The sequence below is a fragment of the Pseudoalteromonas sp. Hal040 genome (assembly GCF_037162425.1).
Lineage (GTDB): Bacteria > Pseudomonadota > Gammaproteobacteria > Enterobacterales > Alteromonadaceae > Pseudoalteromonas > Pseudoalteromonas gelatinilytica.
Genome location: NZ_JARLUU010000001.1, coordinates 1,164,421 through 1,185,275, shown reverse-complemented (window position 1 = coordinate 1,185,275; position 20,855 = coordinate 1,164,421). Strand labels below are relative to the sequence as shown.

Annotated in this window: 21 protein-coding genes and 1 tRNA gene; 10 read left to right on the top strand and 12 right to left on the bottom strand. The window is 41.2% G+C overall.

Going from position 1 to position 20,855, the window contains the following annotated elements:
* Positions 1-10 precede the first annotated feature (10 nt).
* Complete coding sequence (gene ggt / locus P4S60_RS05265) at positions 11-1,669, bottom strand: gamma-glutamyltransferase (protein ID WP_337115259.1); 1,659 nt, start codon at positions 1,667-1,669, stop codon at positions 11-13.
* Between the two features lie 76 nt (positions 1,670-1,745).
* Entirely contained in the window at positions 1,746-2,291 is a 546-nt protein-coding gene (locus P4S60_RS05260) for a GNAT family N-acetyltransferase (RefSeq protein ID WP_337115258.1), read from the bottom strand.
* Between the two features lie 49 nt (positions 2,292-2,340).
* Between P4S60_RS05260 and P4S60_RS05255 the strand changes: the two genes are divergently transcribed.
* Positions 2,341-2,709, top strand: a complete 369-nt coding sequence (locus P4S60_RS05255) for a hypothetical protein (protein ID WP_054551695.1) — start codon at positions 2,341-2,343, stop codon at positions 2,707-2,709.
* A gap of 33 nt (positions 2,710-2,742) precedes the next feature.
* Here P4S60_RS05255 and P4S60_RS05250 read toward each other — a convergent pair whose 3' ends face one another.
* On the bottom strand, positions 2,743-4,971 hold the full coding sequence (locus P4S60_RS05250; protein ID WP_337115257.1) for a TonB-dependent receptor: 2,229 nt from the start codon (positions 4,969-4,971) through the stop codon (positions 2,743-2,745).
* A gap of 526 nt (positions 4,972-5,497) precedes the next feature.
* On the opposite strand from P4S60_RS05250, the gene P4S60_RS05245 reads away from it, so the two are divergent.
* The 3 genes from P4S60_RS05245 (at position 5,498) to P4S60_RS05235 (ending at position 7,290) form a co-directional block, all read left to right on the top strand.
* Complete coding sequence (locus P4S60_RS05245; protein ID WP_337115256.1) at positions 5,498-6,091, top strand: helix-turn-helix transcriptional regulator; 594 nt, start codon at positions 5,498-5,500, stop codon at positions 6,089-6,091.
* Between the two features lie 204 nt (positions 6,092-6,295).
* Positions 6,296-7,138 carry a VOC family protein gene (locus P4S60_RS05240; RefSeq protein ID WP_337115255.1) on the top strand — a complete coding sequence of 281 codons (843 nt, stop codon included), beginning with the start codon at positions 6,296-6,298 and terminating at the stop codon, positions 7,136-7,138.
* A complete protein-coding gene (locus P4S60_RS05235; protein WP_167350228.1) occupies positions 7,138-7,290 on the top strand; it encodes a hypothetical protein in 153 nt (50 codons plus the stop codon). Before P4S60_RS05240 ends, P4S60_RS05235 begins: the two co-directional genes overlap by 1 nt.
* Positions 7,291-7,332: 42 nt before the next feature.
* Here the strand turns inward: P4S60_RS05235 and P4S60_RS05230 are convergent, their stop codons facing one another.
* From P4S60_RS05230 to rlmE, 8 genes are all read right to left on the bottom strand, one after another.
* A complete protein-coding gene (locus P4S60_RS05230) occupies positions 7,333-8,277 on the bottom strand; it encodes a general glycosylation pathway protein (protein ID WP_337115254.1) in 945 nt (314 codons plus the stop codon).
* Between the two features lie 199 nt (positions 8,278-8,476).
* Positions 8,477-8,561, bottom strand: a tRNA-Leu gene (locus P4S60_RS05225).
* Positions 8,562-8,637: 76 nt separating this feature from the next.
* Positions 8,638-8,985, bottom strand: coding sequence for a preprotein translocase subunit SecG (secG, locus tag P4S60_RS05220; protein WP_337115253.1), 348 nt, complete (start codon positions 8,983-8,985; stop codon positions 8,638-8,640).
* Position 8,986: 1 nt separating this feature from the next.
* Positions 8,987-9,736, bottom strand: a complete 750-nt coding sequence (gene tpiA, locus P4S60_RS05215; RefSeq protein ID WP_337115252.1) for a triose-phosphate isomerase — start codon at positions 9,734-9,736, stop codon at positions 8,987-8,989.
* Positions 9,737-9,805: 69 nt separating this feature from the next.
* Positions 9,806-11,161 (bottom strand): phosphoglucosamine mutase, encoded by a 1,356-nt coding sequence (gene glmM, locus P4S60_RS05210; RefSeq protein ID WP_337115251.1) that lies wholly within the window; start codon positions 11,159-11,161, stop codon positions 9,806-9,808.
* A complete protein-coding gene (folP, locus tag P4S60_RS05205) occupies positions 11,154-12,002 on the bottom strand; it encodes a dihydropteroate synthase (protein WP_337115250.1) in 849 nt (282 codons plus the stop codon). Before folP ends, glmM begins: the two co-directional genes overlap by 8 nt.
* Before the next feature lie 129 nt (positions 12,003-12,131).
* On the bottom strand, positions 12,132-14,072 hold the full coding sequence (ftsH, locus tag P4S60_RS05200; RefSeq protein ID WP_337115249.1) for an ATP-dependent zinc metalloprotease FtsH: 1,941 nt from the start codon (positions 14,070-14,072) through the stop codon (positions 12,132-12,134).
* Between the two features lie 66 nt (positions 14,073-14,138).
* Positions 14,139-14,768 (bottom strand): 23S rRNA (uridine(2552)-2'-O)-methyltransferase RlmE, encoded by a 630-nt coding sequence (gene rlmE / locus P4S60_RS05195; protein ID WP_337115248.1) that lies wholly within the window; start codon positions 14,766-14,768, stop codon positions 14,139-14,141.
* Between the two features lie 89 nt (positions 14,769-14,857).
* Here rlmE and yhbY point away from each other — a divergent pair, with 89 nt between their 5' ends.
* Positions 14,858-15,154: a ribosome assembly RNA-binding protein YhbY gene (yhbY, locus tag P4S60_RS05190; protein WP_105174620.1), complete on the top strand. Its 297-nt coding sequence runs from the start codon at positions 14,858-14,860 to the stop codon at positions 15,152-15,154.
* A gap of 107 nt (positions 15,155-15,261) precedes the next feature.
* Here the strand turns inward: yhbY and P4S60_RS05185 are convergent, their stop codons facing one another.
* Positions 15,262-16,413 (bottom strand): serine hydrolase domain-containing protein, encoded by a 1,152-nt coding sequence (locus P4S60_RS05185; RefSeq protein WP_337115247.1) that lies wholly within the window; start codon positions 16,411-16,413, stop codon positions 15,262-15,264.
* Between the two features lie 115 nt (positions 16,414-16,528).
* Between P4S60_RS05185 and P4S60_RS05180 the strand changes: the two genes are divergently transcribed.
* The 5 genes from P4S60_RS05180 to P4S60_RS05160 all read left to right on the top strand — a co-directional run bounded on the left by P4S60_RS05180 (position 16,529) and on the right by P4S60_RS05160 (position 20,755).
* Positions 16,529-17,335 carry a hypothetical protein gene (locus P4S60_RS05180; RefSeq protein ID WP_337115246.1) on the top strand — a complete coding sequence of 269 codons (807 nt, stop codon included), beginning with the start codon at positions 16,529-16,531 and terminating at the stop codon, positions 17,333-17,335.
* Between the two features lie 166 nt (positions 17,336-17,501).
* On the top strand, positions 17,502-18,341 hold the full coding sequence (locus tag P4S60_RS05175) for a MipA/OmpV family protein (protein ID WP_063700084.1): 840 nt from the start codon (positions 17,502-17,504) through the stop codon (positions 18,339-18,341).
* On the top strand, positions 18,331-18,732 hold the full coding sequence (locus tag P4S60_RS05170; RefSeq protein WP_337115245.1) for a DUF3019 domain-containing protein: 402 nt from the start codon (positions 18,331-18,333) through the stop codon (positions 18,730-18,732). The genes P4S60_RS05175 and P4S60_RS05170 overlap by 11 nt, the downstream gene beginning before the upstream one ends.
* 13 nt (positions 18,733-18,745) lie before the next feature.
* Entirely contained in the window at positions 18,746-19,453 is a 708-nt protein-coding gene (locus tag P4S60_RS05165; protein ID WP_337115244.1) for a response regulator transcription factor, read from the top strand.
* Between the two features lie 12 nt (positions 19,454-19,465).
* A complete protein-coding gene (locus tag P4S60_RS05160) occupies positions 19,466-20,755 on the top strand; it encodes a sensor histidine kinase (RefSeq protein ID WP_337115243.1) in 1,290 nt (429 codons plus the stop codon).
* Positions 20,756-20,855 lie beyond the last annotated feature (100 nt).

Sequence of the window (20,855 nt, the reverse complement as noted above, 5' to 3'; positions counted from 1 at the left end):
TAAAGCTTAATTAAAACACCATCGCCTTACCACGGCCAGATGCTTCAGAGGCCGCATCTAACTTACCGTCTTTATTGATGATCACATGCATATCACCAAAATGGCGTTCATCAAGTGTATAACCCATCTTCTCAAGCGCTTTAACAACCTTTGGTTCAAGACCTGTGTGGTATCTAATCACATTTTTAGGCCATAACTGGTGATGAAAACGTGGGCTGTCTACCACTTGTTCTGCAGTCATATCAAATTCAACCGCATTTAAAATAGACTCATACACAGAGCTAATAATCGTGGTGCCACCCGGAGAGCCAGTTACCATTTTAACTTTATTATCTTGAAGTAGAATGGTCGGTGTCATTGAGCTTAACATACGTTTATGTGGCTGAATTTCGTTAGCTTTGCCACCAATTGCACCAAATACATTCATCACACCCGGCTTGGCACTAAAGTCATCCATTTCATCATTCAAAATAAATCCTGCGCCCGATACAACCACGCCGCTACCAAAACTTAAGTTGATGGTCGTGGTATTCGCTACAGCATTGCCCCACTTATCTAGAATAGAAAAATGCGTTGTTTGCTCACTTTCGTGTAAACCTGGTTTGATGTTCTCAGTTGTCGAAATGGCATCTGGGCGAATTGTACTTGCACGATTGCTAAGATAATCATCTGCAAGTAGAGCTATTTTTGGCACCTCATAAAAATCTGGGTCACCTAAATATTCAGCTCTGTCGGCAAATACGCGTTTACCTACTTCAGCCAAAATATGAACATAGGTGGTCGAGTTGTGCTCAAGTGTTCCTTTCGGCTTTGCCAAGTCATACATTTTTAGCCATTGTAAAATAGCAATACCACCTGAACTTGGCGGTGGCGATGTGAGCACTTCGTAACCGCGCCAATTACCTTTAATCGGTGTACGCGATTTAGCTTGATAAGCTTTTAAGTCTTGCTCAGTAATAATACCGCCGTGTTGCTTCATAAACGTCGCAATGATCTTCGCTGTCTCACCTTCGTAGAAACCTGCTTTACCTTGATCACGAATACGTTTCAGTGTGGCGGCAAGTTCCGGCTGTTTAAATACCTTATTTGCTTTGGCATCAGCAAAGTAATCGGCAAAGTTAATGTTTACCGATTTTTTGGCCATTCGCGTAATGTAACGCTCGATACTCGCAGCTAGCTTAGGATGCACAATAAAGCCCTGCTCGGCTAATTTAACCGCAGGCTCTAGCAGGGTCTTCCACTCTAAACTGCCGTGCTTTTGATGTGCAAGCCACATACCAGCAACACTGCCCGGTACACCACTTGCGTGAATACCGTACACTGACATGTTATCAATAACATCGCCTTTATCATCAAGGTACATATCGCGATGAGCGGCTGTTGGCGCCGTTTCGCGGTAATCTATAAAATCACCTTTGCCATCTTTTTGGATCAGCATAAAGCCACCGCCACCGATATTTCCGGCTTCTGGTAAAGTAACCGCTAATACAAACTGTGCCGCTATTGCCGCATCAACGGCGTTACCGCCTTGCTCTAAAATAGCCCGTGCCGTATCACTGCTGTAGCTATCTGGCATAGCGACGGCCGCTTGTTTTGCAAAGCTTGCCGGATGAAAGAATATTGCGGTTACGATCAACAGATGTGCCGCGTATTTGACTAAATTTGCCATGGTACTTCCTTTTTCTTGATGTTATTTTGACCATTTAGACATGTGTAACCCTTAAGGTCAATTAGTTACGATTAACTTAGCTAAGCTGCTCTTTAGGGCATGAATAAAGTACTGCAGGTAATTCACCATGCTCATCTTTATGGTTGTAGTTTTTTACAAACTTAAGCCCCAGCTTTTCCATCACCTTTATTGAGCCCAGGTTATCTTTAAGTGCTGTGGCACTGAGCGACTTTACTTCCTCTGGCTCGCTAACTGCTTTGGCAATGGCAAGTGCGGCCTCTGAAGCATAACCTTTACCCCAGCTCATTTGTTTAAAGCGCCAGCCAATTTCTAAATCACTAAAATCAGGCTGTTCAAAAAAGCCCATGGGCCTGACTAATACCCAGCCTATAAAAGTATTGCTCTCGATGATATTTACTTGCCAAAGCCCCCAGCCTTTTTGCTCATTTCGATACGCATTCAAGCGTGGAATAAACACCTCTTTAATGCTCTGCATAGTGGATACTTTGCCGCGAGTGAGATGTTTCATAACTTCAGGGTCGTTATCGAGCTCATAAAGTAGCTCGGCATCATTTTCATCCATTAACCGAAAACTTAATCGTGCTGTTCTAGCTATATTCATTTTTTATTGCTTATACTGCTTAAGAGTTGATTAACCATTAGAGAAAAATATGAACAAATTAGCAAGCTTAGTTTTATTAGGCTGTATTGCCTTAACAGGTTGTGATGACGCAGAGCAAGCCAAAAAAGATGCCAGCGAAGCAAAAGAGGAAGTAAAGCAAGCCCTAAATGATGCTTGGAGCGACGTAAAAGACGCCACCAATGAGTTTAATGACGACTCACTGCAAGAGTTACTCGAAGAGAGTAAAAAGATGGGCTTAAGCATGTATGATGATGGTAAAGAAATTGCCTTAGATGCATGGATTGAGAGTAAAGAAGCGGCTGGTGAGCTTTCTGAAAAAACCAAGCAAAAAGCAAAAGAACTGGCTGAAGAATTAAGAGAAGCGCGCGAAAAACGCGAGCAAGAGAAAAACAATTAAAAAGAAGGGCAAGTATTTACTTGCCCTTTTTTGTTAGTGATTAAAGCTCAAATTCTTTTTGAATTTTAAGCCAAATTCACTACGGTCATTGCTGCGCATTACGCCAACAAAACCTGATTGTTGTAAACGACCAACATCGTATACTTCGTTTAACACGTTCTCACCGTAAAGAGTCACTTCAAAGTCACCGTTCGGGTTTAAGTAAGAGATGTTGAAACCCACTAATTCACGCGAGTCAATATGTTCACTTTGGTTGTAAACTGATTGACCTTGCATATCGTCGCGGTATGAGTAGTTAGCGTTTACTGCCACTGTGCCACCGTTACTTAAATCAATGAAATAAGAAGGTGCGACCATCACAGTCCAACGTGGTGTTAGTGCTGGTGAATCACCTTTACCAATACCTAATACGCCGTCATCTACTTCTGTGATTTCTGAATCTAAATAACCAATTGCGCTACGTAGCGTAAAGTCATCTGTAAACGCAATCGTTGTCTCAAGCTCGATACCTTGTGCTTTAGACTCACCCGCATTTTCTACGATAGTAACGAAACCGCCACCTGCAGTTGGATCTGAGAATGGTAATGCCAGGTCTGTGTAGTCAGTAACAAACACCGCAAGCATCATAGATACATCTTCATGTACCTGACCTTTAAGGCCTAGCTCATAGTTAATAGCTTTTGTTTCATCGAAAGAAACAAATTGATCAGGACCACCAAATGGACGCGGTGGGAAACCGCCTGTTTGATACCCTTTTTGGATTTGGCCATACACGTTCATGTTATTGCTAAGCTGGTACGATGCATTTAAATCCCATGTTACCGCATCAAAATCAGCACTTACGTATTTACGTGTCGCAAACGTTGGGAATAAGGCATCGGCCTCTTTTTTATCTTTCGAATAACGTAGACCACCGCCCACAGTTAAATCGTCGCTTAGGTCATAGCTTGCATTGATGTAAGCCGCGTATGAGTTAGTCTCTTGGTTGATATCAAAGTAACCGTAATCACCAAAAGACGCAGTAGTACCGTCATTCAAAAGGCCATCTGGTGTGTTGAATGGGCTAAATACAAACGGACCAGAACTTGTGAAGCCATCTTCATTAAAGAAGTATAAGCCAGACACAAAGTCCATGTTATCGAAGCTACCATTTAACTGGATTTCGAATGAATATTGATCTGCACCGCCTTCTTCTGGGAATTCAGATAAGTTAAGGGCAACAGCGTCATCATCAAGACCCCCTTCATATTCTGAACTACGGTAGCTAGTGATGAACTTAGCTGTATAGGTGTTATTGATATCCCAATCAGCGGTTAAAGACGTACCCCAGCCTGAATAAGCCGTCGACTCAATACCCTCTACTGTTGTTGCTAAATCATCAGGATCGCTTGGTAACATGTTTTCTGTAAGTAATGGGAAATCACCATTGAATGGGTCATTCGGGTCAAGTGGCGCTGTTAGTTCAATTGTGTATGGTGATTGGCCTGATTCGTTATCAACTCCATCAATTGAAAACACAAAAGATAAATCGCTGCTTGCTTGCCATTTAAGCGCCATACGACCGCTTAACTCTTGCTCTTCACCAATTTCTTTTTCTGGATTAGCAAGGTTAATCGCTTCACCTACACCATCGCGTTGCTTATATGACACGCTAGCCGACATGCTTACAGTGTCGGTAAGGCTGTTATTAAAGTAAACGTCACCGGCTAAACGACCACGGCTACCTACTTTCGCCGTTGTCGTTACAATGCCTTCGTCACCAGGTTGCTTAGTAATAATATTTACTGCGCCACCTAAAGTGTTACGACCATACAAGGTACCTTGTGGACCACGTAACACCTCTACACGCTCAACATTTGGTAATGATAAGTTTGAGCCCATTTGACGACCAAGGTATACACCGTCTAAGTAAACACCTACACCCGGATCTGTTGTTATCACATGGTCTTGTAAACCAATACCACGAATAAATACTGATGCATGAGCCGCATTACCTACACCATAACGGGTGATGTTTAGATTAGGTACGTATTTACCGATGTCTTCTAGGTTGCTCATGTTTGCTTTATCAATCAGGTTTTCACCGATTGATGTCACCGCTGTTGGCGACTCAAAAATGCTTTCTGTACGCTTGCGCGCTGTTACTTCGATTTTTTCGAAAGCATCTTGTTTAGCAGAGGTTTTTTCTTGCTCAGCAAAGGCTGAAGTAGATAATGCAGCAACAATAGCTACAGTTAACTGTGAGAGATGACGTAATTTCAATTAAAACTCCAAAGGATACCGTGTGTGTGTATTTTTACCCGTAAATTTCAGGCATAAAAAAAGACGCTTAGGTATAAGCATCTTTCCTCTGGAGGGGTATTATATGTCAGTTTTGTGAAAATATGTATAATTATTTTAATTTTTATCAAAAACTGTATAAATAAACCACATCACCTCCGTATTTTCGAATTATAAGCTACTAAATCCTTTGCAAATTAGTAAATAAAAATAAATGTTTAGCTCTGTATTACCGCTATAAACTTACTTGTTAACACAATTAAAATGAACAAAAAGTGAACGTTATTTTTGTTGTTTTACAATAAAGTAGAAACAAATTTCAGAAATTTCTCAGCTTCCAAAGAGTACCTACCTCAGGTAATGTTTAATATCGTGCTGCCAAGTTAGCAAAAGCTAACTAAACAAAAATGTGCGCAAAATTTTCCTCTGTTGGAATTTCATTTTTTAAACGTAATAATCAGCAACACAATTTACTTGTTATCATTTACCGATAGTTTTTGGCGTGAATATGGATTTTCTTTTTAATAAAAACGCGGCTGATTCTCTGTCATCAGCTTCAATTCTTCCTTACTGTATTGCGAATGATGAGAGAACATTGTTGCTCAATTACGACTCTTTAGACACACTGACCAATCGCGAATTAATTAGTGAGTTTATGAAAACCCATGGTTACCACCACCTCGTTATTTTTAATATGCCTCATAGAGCCGATGTGCTGCCCTTAAAAGATTGGCCCAAACTAAAAGGGTTATTTTTTAAAAACACCAAAACAGATATTTTTGAACAAGGGCTGCAAGAAATTAAAAAGGGGTCACTATGGTTTCCAAGAACGGTGAGCGATAAATGGATGAGAGAAATGCTCGAAACTGAGCAAAAAAATCAAATTCAATCAAACAACTTAACGTTTAAAGAATCTAAAGTACTGCACTTGCTTTCTTCTGGCGCGACCTGCCCTCAAATCGCCGATACTTTATTTATTAGCGAAGCGACGGTGCGAGTTCATTTGCACAAGATTTACCAGAAGATTAATGTCAAAAACAAACAAAAAGCCTTACAGTGGTGCGAAAGAAATATAGATAAACTCAATAAGCTTGCGGGCTAAATTGCAATTAAGTTGTAACTTGGTACAGCCTCATAATTCTGTTTCCATCCTTGCTCCTAAGTTACTCTATACAGCATTGCTTAAAGCTTTAAGTATTTTTGCAAAATAAATTTTAACTCTTAGCCTTTTGAGATAATAGTTTTTGATTGAATAATAAATAATGGTCTATGCTTTTATTTGACCCCATTTTGCAAGGAGCAAACTTTGAAATTACTCACCCCCTTACGTGCTGCAATTTTAATGGCAGTCACAGCGGTCTCATTGACTGGTTGCCAGCTTACCTCAAGTGAACTACCTGCTATCAGTAATTCAGGAACAAAAAACTCAGGCCACGTTGTGTGGCATGATTTGATCACACCTAATTTGGCACAATCTCAAGCATTTTATAGCAGCGTGTTTGGTTGGCAATTTCAAGCCATTAACGACAGCTACACGCTAGCATCATTAGACGGAAAATTAATTGCTGGTATGGCAGAACTTGATAATAAACAAAATGCCAGCCATTGGCTGAGCCTTATCAGTAGCAAAGATATCGCTGCTGTCAGTGAAAAAACTATCAAAGCCGGAGGTAAAGTATTAGTAAGCAGTACCGAAATTAAAGGGCGTGGCACTATTGCTGTATTAGAAGACCCACAAGGGGCTGTGTTTTCACTGATCAATACTGTAAATGGTGACCCTGAAACCGAGCAAACTGATAACGGCTGGATTTGGCAAGAAGTATGGAGTGATAACCCAGAGCAAAGCAAAGCCTTTTACCAATCACTTGGTAATTATTCTGCACAAAGTAAACCGCTAAATAATGGCAATTACAGTTACCTAGCCTTAAATGGCACACCTGCGATTGGCTTTGTAAAAAAACCAGATGCCGAGATTGGTAACACATGGGTGAATTACATTAAAGTAGCCGATGTTGATGCAACCCTATTAAAAGTAACCGCCGCAGGCGGCATAGTCCTAATGGCACCAAATGACAAAATAAGAAGTGGCAGCGTCGCCATTATTCGTGATCCAGCAGGTGCTGGTATTGTAATTCAGGAGCAAATGTAATGAATAAAAAAATGATTCGCTTAGCTGCTCTTGCGGCTGCAATGTTAGCTTTAAATGCCTGCACTCCCTATGCAAGCCTTGATATTAATGCGCCGTTTAAAGTGGGCCCTGTGTACGTTAACCCAAGTATAGGCATTGGCGGTACACTCTAATCAATTTCAGGGCGCTGGGTTTTAAGCAAAGCGCCCTATTCATTAGTGTTTTAATTTTAAGCGCTGTACCTGAGTCAGCACATCTTCAGCCTTGGCACCTAGATATACATAGATTGCAAGAGCAACTAATAAACCAACAACAGCAAACATCATTAATACAGCAGGTATAACGTACTCAGTTTGCCCGAGCGCTGCTTTAAACATGGTTAGTAAGGCTTCTATCGATACTGCAATCAAAATTGTTGAGATAAAGCGTGTGATCGTACGTCTCGTTGAGCTGTGGCGAAAAATATCCTTATGCATGAGAATTTCTTCTTCTAGAATAGTTTTGCCTAAATCGAAAATGGCCAACGCTAACGTAACAAAAATAATAATGGTAAAAGGTTTAAGCGGATCAGCCTGAGTATCTTCGCTTAAGACTAAGTCCACCATTCCAGCAAATACTTTATATAACAAATAGAACACCAAACAGAATAAGCAACCAACAATCAAGCCATAACCTACCTTAAAGTACGGTGTCATTCGTGCTCGCTTTATGTCCCCCATAATAAATTCAATCAGTTCAGTTAGACACACATCGATGACTAAGAACTGCTGCTGATTATTACCTGCAGGAATTGTTTTAATAACTGAAATACACAGGTGCTTTGTCGCCGTGGAAATATACGGCGATGTAAAATGTGGTTCCGGCGTAGCAGAAGCGAGTAAAAAATAAGGTCGAGCGCTTAAATCCTGCCCTGCACCAATATGACTGAGTTTCTTTTTATATTGACGTTTAAAGCAAACATTATCACCTTGTTGAATACCTTGTTCGTTTAAACAATATTGTAATTCGAGAAATGGATATTGATTGACTAACTGTTGATATTCTTGCTTATTAGTTAAAGACGCTTGAACACTGGCGAGTATAGAAAGCAGTAAATTATGAATAAGCACTTGTTGCTCTTCATAGCGTTCTATAGCACTTAAATAACTCATTCTGGCCATTTTGCTTCCTTAAAGTAATGGGATACCAACTCAAGTTAAGCAAGGAAGACTCCAAGTTTGATTTTCAATATAAATCAACAACTTGAATTCAGGCAGGCAAATAAAATTAGAATAAAAGCACTATAAAGGTGCGTATTGCATTTTATATGGCACTAAAACGAAAAAAGCCGTAACTCACTGAGTTACGGCTTTTTAATTTTGGTGCGGATGGGGGGACTTGAACCCCCACGGCCGAAGCCACCACCCCCTCAAGATGGCGTGTCTACCAATTCCACCACATCCGCATACAATTCTGTATGTTGTTAAGCTTATCGTTTACCTGAGGAGTGAAAACTGCTTAACAGTAATTAGCAAAGCTAATTACTTAGGTACGTCAGACGCTTTTTCTTCTGTTGCAGGCACATCAGTTTGTGCTGGCGTTACAGATTCAACAGCTGGCGCAGCTTCTAGGTTTTCCCACTCATCAGTCTTTTTAATTTGACCTGCTGTAAGGTTACCTAGAACAATACTTAGTACGAAGAAGATCGTTGCTAAGATTGTTGTTGTTTTAGTCATGAAGTTACCAGCACCCGATGAGCCAAACACTGTTGCAGAAGCACCTGCACCAAATGATGAACCCATATCTGCGCCTTTACCTTGTTGGATTAAAACCATACCAACTAATGCTAAAGCAACGATTAAATAAACTACTAATAAAATTTCGTACATCTTATACGGTCCCTTTTGCACTTTCACAGATAGCAGTAAATGAATCTGCTTTAAGACTTGCGCCACCAATAAGGCCGCCGTCTATATCTGGTTGTGCAAATAATAATTCGCTATTTTTTTCATTCACGCTACCACCATATAAGATGGTTAGTTGCTGTGCTATATCGCTATCCACAGAAGCAATTTTCTCACGGATAAACTTATGTACAGCTTGCGCTTGCTCAGGAGAGGCAGTCTTACCTGTGCCAATGGCCCAAACGGGCTCGTATGCTACCACAGAATTCTTCAGTGCTGCTACACCTAATTTGCTAATTACAGCATCAATTTGTGCTGCAACCACTAATTCAGTTTCATTTGCTTCACGTTGCTGTTCACTTTCACCCACACAAAGAATAGGAGTTAAGCCAACTTGCTGCGCTCGAGCAAATTTATCTGCAACAACCTCATCTGATTCACCGTAAATGCTACGACGTTCAGAATGTCCCACTAACGTATAAGTTGCGCCTAAGTCTTTTACTAACTGAGCATCTACTTCACCCGTAAATGCACCGGCTTGATTTTCAGAGACTGTTTGCGAACCAAACGTAACGTTTTGCTGCTGCAAAGAACTCAACAATGGGAATGGTGGAAACACCACTATATCCAGTTCATCCGATTGAACATTTTTGATAGCAGTTGATAACTGTCCAACAAGCTCTAAAGAGCCGTTCATTTTCCAATTACCTGCAACCATCGGCTTACGTGTTGCCATAATTCCACTCCACATTAGAAAGCGGGCAAGATACTAACTCGACTTGCCCTAAGTTACAAGAGGTTATTGTTATACCTGAGTTTGTTTGCTCACAGTTTCGACAACTTCGGCTATTTTACGTGCGCTATCAAGAACGACTTTCTCCTGTTCAGCTTCAACCATTACTCGCACAACAGGTTCTGTACCTGATTTACGAAGTAATACACGACCTGTATCACCTAGCTGCTCTTCAACGTGCGCTACCATATCGATAACGGCTTGGTCTTGCGTTGGATCAGTCCCTTGAGGGTAGCGCACATTAATCATTTTCATTGGGTACTTTGTAAAACCAGCCCCGAGGTCTTGCAACGTTTTATTTTGTGCAACCATCGCAGCTAACACTTGTAAGCTTGAGATAATGCCATCACCGGTGCTGATCAAATCAAGGTTTAACACGTGACCTGAGCTCTCACCGCCGATTTTCCAGCCTTTTTCTTGCAGTAGCTCCATCACGTAGCGGTCACCGACCTTACTACGAGCAAATTCAATTCCTCGGGCTTTTAAGGCATTTTCAAGGCCCATGTTTGACATTACCGTACCAACGACACCACCCCCTAACATATCGTCATTTGCAGCTTGGCAAGCAATGATATAAACAATGTCATCACCATCAAATACACGGCCATTATGGTCAACCATCATTACGCGGTCACCATCACCGTCATAAGCAATACCGACATCCGCATTGTGTTCTAATACCTTACGCTTAAGGGTTTCAACGTGGGTTGCGCCACACTCAAGGTTAATATTTACCCCGTTTGGCTCGCAGGCATGACAGATAACATCTGCGCCAAGCTCACGCATTACAGAAGGTGCGATGTTATAAGTGGCACCATTTGCACAATCGAGCACAATTTTTAAGCCCTCAAGCGATAAGCCTTGTGGGAACTGGCTTTTACAAAACTCAATGTAGCGGCCATCTGCTGTCTCTAATCGACGAGCTTTACCAAGCTTATCAGAAGCTACACAGGTCATTGGCTCATCCATCATAGCTTCAATTTCAAGCTCGACTTCATCTGCAAGCTTTAAACCTCGACCACTAAAAAACTTGATACCATTATCATGGTAAGGATTATGAGATGCACTGATAACAATGCCTGCTTCAGCACGGAACGTTTGCGTAAGGTAAGCCACTGCCGGTGTCGGCATAGGGCCTAATAATACAACATCAATACCCGCGACGATTAAACCTGCTTCAAGTGATGTTTCGAGCATATAGCCAGAGATACGAGTATCTTTACCAATAATGACTTTTTTGGTACCAATTTTTGATAAAACACGGCCTGCAGCCCAACCTAGCTTTAGAGCAAATTCAGGAGTGATTGGGAACTCCCCCACCATGCCACGCACACCATCTGTGCCAAAATACTTTCTTGTGTTACTCATTTGAAATTCCTCGTTCACATGCTTGCCAAACCGCTAGCACGTCAGCTGTTTCTTGTACGTCATGAACACGAATGATTTTTGCACCATTTTGTGCTGCAATCAGTGCACCAGCAAGGCTTCCTGCTAAGCGTTCATTCGTGTCTCTATTTAATAAATTACCGATCATTGATTTACGAGAAAGACCTGCTAAAACTGGTAAATTGAACTCATTAAATAGATTAAATTCTTTAAGTATTTGATAATTATGAGCCAAAGTTTTACCAAAACCAAAACCTGGGTCTAAAATAATACGTTGTTGCTGAATACCCGCTTGCTCACACGCGGCTAAACGCTCGGCGAAGAACTCATTAATATCAGCAAACAAATCATCATAGTGTGGATTACTTTGCATCGTACGGGGCTGACCTTGCATATGCATTAAGCAAATTGTTACCTCTGGGTATTGGGCCAATACCTCAATCGCCCCTGGTTCTTGCATTGCTCTAACATCATTGATGATATCAGCTCCTGCAATAATCGCTTGGCGCATCACTTCGCTTTTGCTGGTATCAATAGAAATAATACAATCGCTGGTTGCTCTAAGGGCTTTAACTAATGGAATAACGCGTTCGAGCTCATCTTCAAGAGATACATCAGGTGCTCCAGGGCGGGTTGACTCACCACCTATATCAATTATTTTTGCGCCTTGATTTAATAACGTTTGAGCTTGTTTGACAGCGCTGTCTAGTTGGCAATAACTACCACCATCAGAAAAAGAGTCTGGAGTGACATTTAAAATCCCCATCACGACTGGGGAGTCGAGGTGTAATGTACGACCTCGAGGTAAGTTAAGAACGGTCATTGAACACCTATGCTATTAATTAGCGTCAATTGCGCATTTATTATTCTAGATAACAGTTTGAAAATTGCGCATTTTTATGTAATAAAAAAGCCCCGACTAGCGGGGCCTTTCTGTGTCTAATTGTACCGACTATTCGGCTTTGTCATCAACATTTGTTTTTGTTTCTGACGTTTGTTCTGACTCTTTTGCCTCACTTTCCACTACTTTAGAAGTAGATGTGGTTGGCTTTTTATCATCAGAACGACGATCATGAACATCACGTGGCTCACGTACAGGCTGACGTGCCATTAAGTCATCAATTTGACCCGCATCAATCGTCTCGTACTTCATCAGTGCATCTTTCATCGCATGTAAGATATCAATGTTATCTTTAAGGATTTGCTCTGCACGTTGATAGTTACGGTCTGAGAATAAGCGAACTTCACTATCGATTACTTTTGCAGTTTCATCAGACATGCTCATAGCACGGCTACCGCCGCCACCCATGTACATTTCGTTTTGATCTTCAGCGTAAAGTAATGGACCTAGTTTTTCACTTAGACCCCACTGAGTAACCATTTTACGAGCAATATCTGTTGCACGTTCAATATCGTTACTTGCACCTGTGGTAACTTTATCATCACCGTAGATAAGAGCTTCAGCAATACGACCACCGTAAAGGCTAGAAATCATTGACTCTAAAAGCTCTTTAGAGTGGCTCACACGGTCTTGCTCAGGCAAGTACATAGTTACACCAAGTGCACGACCTCGAGGAATGATAGACACTTTATAAACTGGATCATGTTCAGGCACCATGCGACCAACAATCGCGTGACCAGCTTCATGGTAGGCAGTCATTTCTTTTTCTTGCTCACTCATCACCATGGTCTTGCGCTCTGCGCCCATCATGATTTTATCTTTTGCAGCATCAAACTCAGCCATGCTTACAACGCGTTTGTTACCACGTGCTGCGTACAAAGCGGCTTCATTTACTAAGTTTGCAAGATCAGCACCAGAGAAACCTGGCGTACCACGTGCAATTACCGCTGCTTCTACATTGTCGCCTAACGGCACTTTACGCATATGAACTTTAAGAATTTGTTCACGACCACGGATATCAGGAAGACCAACAACAACTTGACGGTCAAAACGACCTGGTCGTAATAACGCAGGGTCTAATACATCTGGGCGGTTCGTTGCAGCAATTACGATAATACCTTCATTACCTTCAAAACCGTCCATTTCAACAAGCATTTGGTTAAGTGTTTGCTCACGCTCATCATGACCACCACCCATGCCTGCGCCACGTTTGCGGCCTACTGCATCGATTTCATCGATAAAGATGATACAAGGTGCTGCTTTTTTAGCTTGTTCGAACATGTCACGTACGCGTGATGCACCGACACCAACGAACATTTCTACGAAATCTGAACCAGAGATTGTGAAAAACGGCACTTTTGCTTCACCGGCTACCGCTTTAGCAAGCAAGGTTTTACCGGTACCAGGAGGACCTACCATTAACACGCCTTTCGGAATGCTACCACCCAGCTTCTGGAACTTAGATGGGTCACGTAAGAAGTCAACCAGTTCAGTTACATCTTCTTTCGCTTCATCACAACCCGCTACGTCAGCAAAAGTCGTTTTAACTTGGTCTTCGCTCATCAGGCGCGCTTTACTCTTACCGAAAGACATCGCACCTTTACCGCCACCGCCTTGCATTTGACGCATGAAGAAAATCCATACACCAATAAGCAGTAACATTGGGAACCAAGAGATTAAAATGCTGGCAAGGAAAGACTGCTCTTCAGGCTTAACACCTTTAACATTTACATTGCTTTTTAAAAGATCATTCAAGATGTCTTTGTCATACATTGGCATGATAGTTTGAAAGCGCTCACCATTTGTTTTGGTACCCGAAATCGTACCTGTGGTGCTCTCAATAGAAACTTCTTGAATAGCGCCACTACGAGCGTCGCTAACAAATTGAGTGTAACTTGTTTGGCGATCAGCTTGATCACCACCGTTAAAGCTCTGAAACACTGACATTAGCACTACTGCAATGACCAGCCAGAGTATTAGATTTTTCGCCATATCGCTCAAGGAGTTAACCTCTTGTATCCAATTAATTTAAATTCTACTTAACGCAGCACAACTGTACTACAGTTTGTAGCCTGTCGCCACTATATAAACTTCGCGAGAACGGGCACGCGATGCATCAGGCTTTCTAATTTTGACCGCTTTGAAGCTATTACGTACTTCTTGCAAGTATTGATCAAATCCTTCGCCTTGGAAGACTTTGACACAAAATGCACCATTTTTCTTTAGAACTTGGTGGCACATGTCTAATGCCAATTCAACTAAATACATGCTACCCGCTTGGTCTACCGATGTATTACCGCTCATATTCGGTGCCATATCTGAAAAAACTACATCAACATTTTTCCCATCGATGCGGGTTAAAAGTGCATCAAGCACAGCTTCTTCACGAAAGTCACCTTGTAGGAAATCAACACCTGCGAGTGAGTCCATAGGTAAAATATCACAAGCAATAACTTGGCCTTTATCACCAACCTTTTCAGCTAAATACTGTGACCAACTTCCCGGCGCAGCACCTAAATCAACCACTGTCATCAATGGTTTGATTAATTTATCTTTGTTTTGAATTTCGTCTAATTTGAATACCGCACGAGAACGCCAACCTTTCTTTTGCGCTTCGTGAACATAAGGATCGTCGAAATGTTCCTTCAGCCAACGCTTAGAACTGGCTGAATGTTTTTTATTTGCCATAAAATTAATACGTAACTAATTAGTAATATTCTCTAGATGGCGTTAGAATACCCTTAATTCAAGCCATATTCAGCAAAATTTGTAACATCATGAAATTATCGAACAAACAAAAGCAGTTTTTAAAAGGTCAAGCACACAGTTTAAAACCTGTTGTTTTACTTGGTGCAAACGGTTTAACCGAAGGCGTTTTAGTTGAAATTGAAAACGCGTTAAATATCCACGAGCTAATCAAAGTAAAAGTACCTACTGACGAGCGCGAAACTAAAGCATTGATTTTTGATGCGATTGTTCGCGAAACTGGCGCAACTAAATTACAAACAATTGGTCACACAATTGTATTGTATCGCCAAAGCGAAGAGAAAAAGATTCAATTACCACGCGGTTAACTTTCGCCTGAGTAATCCCTAATCATAAAAAAGCCAGCTAAAATGCTGGCTTTTTTATTGGCAAAAATAATTTTGCACGAATTTGTAACTAAACGTTTTGACTCGCACTATTTTTGTTCTCGGGTGTACTTAAGTACCCGGTTGATAAACTCGGTAGTTAATTCATTGATCAAACCCGTTTCTGCATTTAGCACTAAGCTAAAACCTATATTCAGATGCGGAAATACCACAATATCGTCGCGATACCCCTGTACCCAACCACTATGGTAATACAGCACTTCATCATCATAGTTATATACACGCCAGCCTAGCCCGTAATAAGCATCTTTAACATGTTCACGCCAAACTCTACGACGAGTCTCTTTTTTAGTGTGGGTATAAGGACGTGTTTGTTTAATTAATGCTTCTAACGGTAATACATCTGGGTACTGCCCTAACTGCGCATTCAACCAGATAGCCATATCATTTGCGCTAGCATTCACTCCCGCAGCTGCGGGGACTTTGTAATAGTTCTTCTTTAATCGTGATGTATACCAACGTTTTCGGCCGCGTACATGAGGGTGTGCGTAGTTATCGTCTTTAACCATCTCATCAAAGCCTACACTGGCATCGACCATTTTCAATGGCGCAAAAATATATTCAGAAATCCAATGTGAGTAATCCATCTGAGTTGATTGAAAAATGACAGAGTCAATCAAACTGAACATCACATTTTGATACCCATAGCATTCGCTCGGTTTACAGATAGGCTCGACGGTTAATAGTTGCGCAACGATATCTGGGTAACTCATCCGCGATTCGATTAAGTTATCGTACGCATTAGGGACCAAGCCACTAGAATGACTGAGTATATGGTAAATTTTTAAATCATCTTTATAAGCAGTGTTAGCAAAAGCGGGAATAAACTTACTAATAGGATCATCAATATTAAATTCCCCTTGTGCAGCCAGCTTTGCAGTTAAAGAACCCGCAAAGGTTTTTGAAACTGACGCTAACCGAAACCGGGTATGCTTATCAACATTGCGACCATTTTCAATTTTTGTTCGCCCGATGCCACGAATAAAATCATCCTGACCAATATTAACAATTGCCAGAGATCCGCCCGGAATTCCTTTACTGCGTAGTTTACGGGTAAGGTGTTTATTGTAATCAGCAACGAAAGTTTGCCATTGTTTATCACTCGAAGCAGCTTCACTACTCATTGAGAGCAGTAATAAAGAACAAAGGAAAAAAGGTATTAAAGATAAGCTGTACTTCATTATTTATTTTTTTAAGTCTGATTAGGAAGTTTCTGATCACATATTATCATGAACTTTTGTCTCGACTAACGTACAATACGCTTAATCTTAAATATTTATGGGTAGATTAATCTTTATGCGCTTATTTGTAGTTTTGTTTTTTACTTTAATTTCAGCTGGTTGTGCTCTAAAACCTGAACCTGCGCCATTACTTGCTATGCCAAAAAAACCTAGCTTACAGAGCCAACGTTTTCAAGTTGAGTATCAAACAGAGCATGCGGCGCCTAAAGTAAAGTCAGTACAATTACCTGCACATGCTGTAAGTAAAAACCAAACTGTGAGCATCGTTGCTGATAAAACCAGTGTCACTGATACACTTTATTCGCAAATCACTGAAGCACTGACAGCAAAGCAATTAAAGGTTGTCGCTGAAGGCGTACAAGCTGACTATACCCTATCAATTCATCAGTTAGACCTTGAGCTCATTGAAGACACAGAATACAAATTGGTGAAACCCGAAAAACCATTGCCTTTATTCGAGGAAGTGGCAAAACAGTTCCCTGTTCAGCAATGTGCAACGATTTTAGGTCAGGTAAGCATGCGCCTTACCCACAAAAAAACCGGTGACGTTGTTTGGTTTGCAAAATCATCAATAGATAGCGCAAGCTTTCACCGTGAACCGTTAATTTATAGCTTTGAACAACAGCAACTAATAAAGAATGAATTAGAAGTTGCGAGTTTTGTGCACGAGCAAAACTCTGAACAAGCTCGTATGGCGCGTGTTAATCAAGACGTAACGATTCCAGCTTACCAAACGATTACACGAATGAACGCCTTTAAAAAAGAGCAAGGTCCCTGTAACCGAACAGAAATTAGTGCACTTACACCTATGATGCAGTATTACTTGAGCAGCATTTTAATCGATAAAATAAAAGTTCAGTAGTTTGAATACGCTGTTTGTCTGCCCATAGGCAAGCAGCGCCCCTCTTTGAATTCGTAACACTTTCTTACACTTCCAATTTCTGCCACTACATTTTTTTACAGATTACAGGAACTCCTTAACAATATACTATAAGCTATTACCCTTTCTCACAGACAAGGATGCAACGTTGCGAGTTTACAGTGCCCTATTATTGACGTGTTTAACCCTGCTTAGCGCTACAAGCCAAGCAAGTAACCGCTATTATGCAGACAATACTTTAGAACCAAGCCAAGGCTTTGCATGGGACTGGGGCATAGGTTTAGGGTACTACATTGAAGATTCTTACCTTGTAGGCATGGACTCTTACAATGATGGCATAGAGCCAGACGTTCACCTCGCCGTTTCTTACGACAGCTTTTACCTCGATTACGATCAAAGCCAACTCAGTGGTGGTTTAACCTTAGGTTACAGCGTTATCGATAAATTTGAATGGGGCTTAGATATTGTCGGTACTAATATTCAATCAGGCTTTGATGAAACAGGCTTAAACATTTACGGCAATGATGTCATTAAAGAACTCGAAGGTATTAGAACGCGCGACTACGATTTTGATGTAGGTCTTCGTTTATCGCGCCGTTTTGAAAACTCGCAAATTTCATTTGAGTACTTACATGACGTGTCGGGGGCACACAATGGCTGGGTAATGAATTCGTTTTTTAGCCAGATTATCCCTTGGCGGAATTGGGAGTTTCGCTCTGGCGTTGGTTTAAGTGCCTACTCAGAAGACTTTACAAATTACTACTTTGGCATTTCAGACTCTGAAGCCTTGGCCACTCGCCCTGTATATAGCCCAGATACCTCTTACAGTCTTATTTTTGAATTTCATGCAGAGTACCCAATTAACAGACATTGGGTGTTTTTAACTGGTTGGTTATCGACTTGGTTTTCAAACGATATTCACCAAAGCCCTATTATCTCTCAAGAGTATCAGCATAAAGCCAAGGTAGGCGTGCGTTATGTTTTCTAAGTATTACTTGTGCTTTACCTTATTACTGTCAGGGCCATTGCTAGCAGGGCAACAGCCAGAAGGTGAGAAAAAAGCTGAAAATGCACTCATTGCCCTGCCCGATACGTGCGTTGCACTACGAGAGGGCAGAAATTGCTATGCTGAGGTTGATATAACTTGGCATCAGCAACAAATTGGCAATTACTGCTTACGCAACGCACAGAGCAAGCACATAATGCAATGTTGGTTGATGCAACAAAAAGGCTTATTTAGATACCAATTTGATTCAGCAGAAACCATAGGTTTTGAACTTATAAGCAGTGATAACGGTAAGGTTGTCGCAAGCACTGAAATACAATTACAGTGGGTCTATAAAAATCGTCAGAAGAAACGTCGTTGGCGACTGTTCTAAGCAGGAGTAAATAATGGAACATTACGGAACTATCTTATTAGTTGAAGATGATATCTCCCTCGCCAATTGGGTTGCGGAATATTTAATTGAACAAGGCTACCAAACAACAATATGCCAACGTGGCGACCAAGTCGTTGAGCAGGTACGTAAAACAAACCCTGACTTAGTGTTGTTAGATATTATGCTTCCGGGTCAAGACGGTATAAGTGTGTGCCGTGATTTAAGACAGTTTTATCAGGCCCCGATTATTATGCTCACCGCACGTGATGATGAAATGGATGAAGTAATTGGCCTTGAAGTAGGTGCTAGTGATTACATGATGAAGCCCGTTCGCCCTCGCGCTTTATTAGCACGTATAAAAGCAGCTCTTCGCTCTAAGTCAGATACACACGAATCAAGCACAAACTCTGAGCTTATCAATGTAGGTAAGTTATCAATCAATACGGAGTCACGCACAGTTTACCTAGCAGACGAAGAGGTCCATATTTCAAGCGCTGAGTACCTTTTACTCCACTATTTAGCAAGTAATGCAGGACAAGTGGTTTCTCGTGATGCGGTATTTAAGGCAACCAAAGGGCGTGAATATGATGGCTTGGACAGAAGTGTTGATGTGCTGATTTCATCATTACGAAAGAAGTTTAATGATGATCCACAGCACCCTGAAAAAATTAAGACCATTTGGGGCAAAGGCTATTTACTTGTTGCCACCGCTTGGCAATAACGACGCGCGCCTGTGAAAAAATTTTATATTTCGCTACTCGGTAGTGCTTTGCTTTCAATCATCGTGTTGGGTTGGCTAATTGATGCTTTTAGCCAACAAACCCAAACACCTCAAGATGTGTTTTCTAGCGAAACACAAATGATTAAAGGGTTTGCAAAACAACTCGCTAAGCTTGACGCTAAACAGCGCGAGCAAGCTATCACGGATATTAATCAAGACTTTGCAGTGCAACTTGAATATCGTCCGACACAATCGCTTGCACTTCCCCATTCACTATTATCACAAATAACCCAACCGAGCGGTCTTATCCTCGAAGATCAACAAGGCTACTATTTACTTTACAGTGATGCAGCACTTAATACGCACCATCTAAAAATGCGTTTAGATAAAGATTTAACGCATGAGCAAGGCAACGATGTTTTACTGACATTGTTGTTCTATGCAGGGTTATGCATATTTATGGGCTTTATTATTGCGCCACTCGCCAAGCGTTTAACCGTTTTGAATGAAGCAGCAAAGCGCTTTGCTAAAGGTGATTTAAAAAGTCGTATTCACGTATCTCACTTTACCTATATCAAAGATGTTGAGCTGACATTTAACCGCATGGCGAGTCAAATTGAAAAACTTCTTGATGAGAATAAGTTGATGGCATCGAGTTTATCTCACGATATCCGCACACCTATCGCTTGTTTACGGTTTGGCCTAGAGGCAGCGCAAGATTGTAGCAATGACGAAAAGCGCCTTGAGTATCTTGCACGAATGGAAAACGACTTAGATCAAATGGAGTCAATGCTAAAAAGCTATCTAGCATTTGCAACCCTTGAGCAAAAAGCGAATCAGCTGACCTTTAATCATTCTGATCTAGAAACCTATATTTTGACTTTAATCCATCAGATTGAGCCTAAGCTTGAGCAACAGGGCTTGCGTATTAATCACCACGTTGAAGGCGGTGATATTTGTGCTGATTTGCACTGGTTAGCTCGCGCCATTGTTAACTTATTAAGTAATGCTTGCGACTTTGCTGAATCAGAAATTTTACTCAGTACTACGATTACCAGTGGGTCCGTTATGATTAAAATTGAAGATGACGGCCCGGGTGTCAGCGAAGAGAACTGGCAAAAAGTATTTAGTCCATTTTTCCAAGAACAAACGCATCGCAATCGAGATGGCGAAAGCTACGGGCTCGGGCTTGCTATCGTTGCGAAAGTGGTTGATTGGCATCATGGTACGGTGGAAGTATCAAAAAGTAAGCAGCTAGGTGGCGCGTGTTTTAGCATAACAATCCAAAATAAAAGCCACTAAAGCGGTTTCAATTGTGTTAATTGTTTCGTATTGTAATGCGCAATTGCACGAATTCTACGCTGACAACTCGCACATAACGAAGAACAACGAAAATGCGGAT

What these genes read in the sequence shown, in the direction of transcription:
- ggt (WP_337115259.1), bottom strand. Translation starts at nt 1,669, where the DNA reads ATGGCAAATTTAGTCAAATACGCGGCACATCTGTTGATCGTAACCGCA.
- P4S60_RS05260 (WP_337115258.1), bottom strand. Translation starts at nt 2,291, where the DNA reads ATGAATATAGCTAGAACAGCACGATTAAGTTTTCGGTTAATGGATGAA.
- P4S60_RS05255 (WP_054551695.1), top strand. Translation starts at nt 2,341, where the DNA reads ATGAACAAATTAGCAAGCTTAGTTTTATTAGGCTGTATTGCCTTAACA.
- P4S60_RS05245 (WP_337115256.1), top strand. Translation starts at nt 5,498, where the DNA reads ATGGATTTTCTTTTTAATAAAAACGCGGCTGATTCTCTGTCATCAGCT.
- P4S60_RS05235 (WP_167350228.1), top strand. Translation starts at nt 7,138, where the DNA reads ATGAATAAAAAAATGATTCGCTTAGCTGCTCTTGCGGCTGCAATGTTA.
- P4S60_RS05230 (WP_337115254.1), bottom strand. Translation starts at nt 8,277, where the DNA reads ATGGCCAGAATGAGTTATTTAAGTGCTATAGAACGCTATGAAGAGCAA.
- secG (WP_337115253.1), bottom strand. Translation starts at nt 8,985, where the DNA reads ATGTACGAAATTTTATTAGTAGTTTATTTAATCGTTGCTTTAGCATTA.
- tpiA (WP_337115252.1), bottom strand. Translation starts at nt 9,736, where the DNA reads ATGGCAACACGTAAGCCGATGGTTGCAGGTAATTGGAAAATGAACGGC.
- glmM (WP_337115251.1), bottom strand. Translation starts at nt 11,161, where the DNA reads ATGAGTAACACAAGAAAGTATTTTGGCACAGATGGTGTGCGTGGCATG.
- folP (WP_337115250.1), bottom strand. Translation starts at nt 12,002, where the DNA reads ATGACCGTTCTTAACTTACCTCGAGGTCGTACATTACACCTCGACTCC.
- ftsH (WP_337115249.1), bottom strand. Translation starts at nt 14,072, where the DNA reads ATGGCGAAAAATCTAATACTCTGGCTGGTCATTGCAGTAGTGCTAATG.
- rlmE (WP_337115248.1), bottom strand. Translation starts at nt 14,768, where the DNA reads ATGGCAAATAAAAAACATTCAGCCAGTTCTAAGCGTTGGCTGAAGGAA.
- yhbY (WP_105174620.1), top strand. Translation starts at nt 14,858, where the DNA reads ATGAAATTATCGAACAAACAAAAGCAGTTTTTAAAAGGTCAAGCACAC.
- P4S60_RS05185 (WP_337115247.1), bottom strand. Translation starts at nt 16,413, where the DNA reads ATGAAGTACAGCTTATCTTTAATACCTTTTTTCCTTTGTTCTTTATTA.
- P4S60_RS05180 (WP_337115246.1), top strand. Translation starts at nt 16,529, where the DNA reads ATGCGCTTATTTGTAGTTTTGTTTTTTACTTTAATTTCAGCTGGTTGT.
- P4S60_RS05170 (WP_337115245.1), top strand. Translation starts at nt 18,331, where the DNA reads ATGTTTTCTAAGTATTACTTGTGCTTTACCTTATTACTGTCAGGGCCA.
- P4S60_RS05165 (WP_337115244.1), top strand. Translation starts at nt 18,746, where the DNA reads ATGGAACATTACGGAACTATCTTATTAGTTGAAGATGATATCTCCCTC.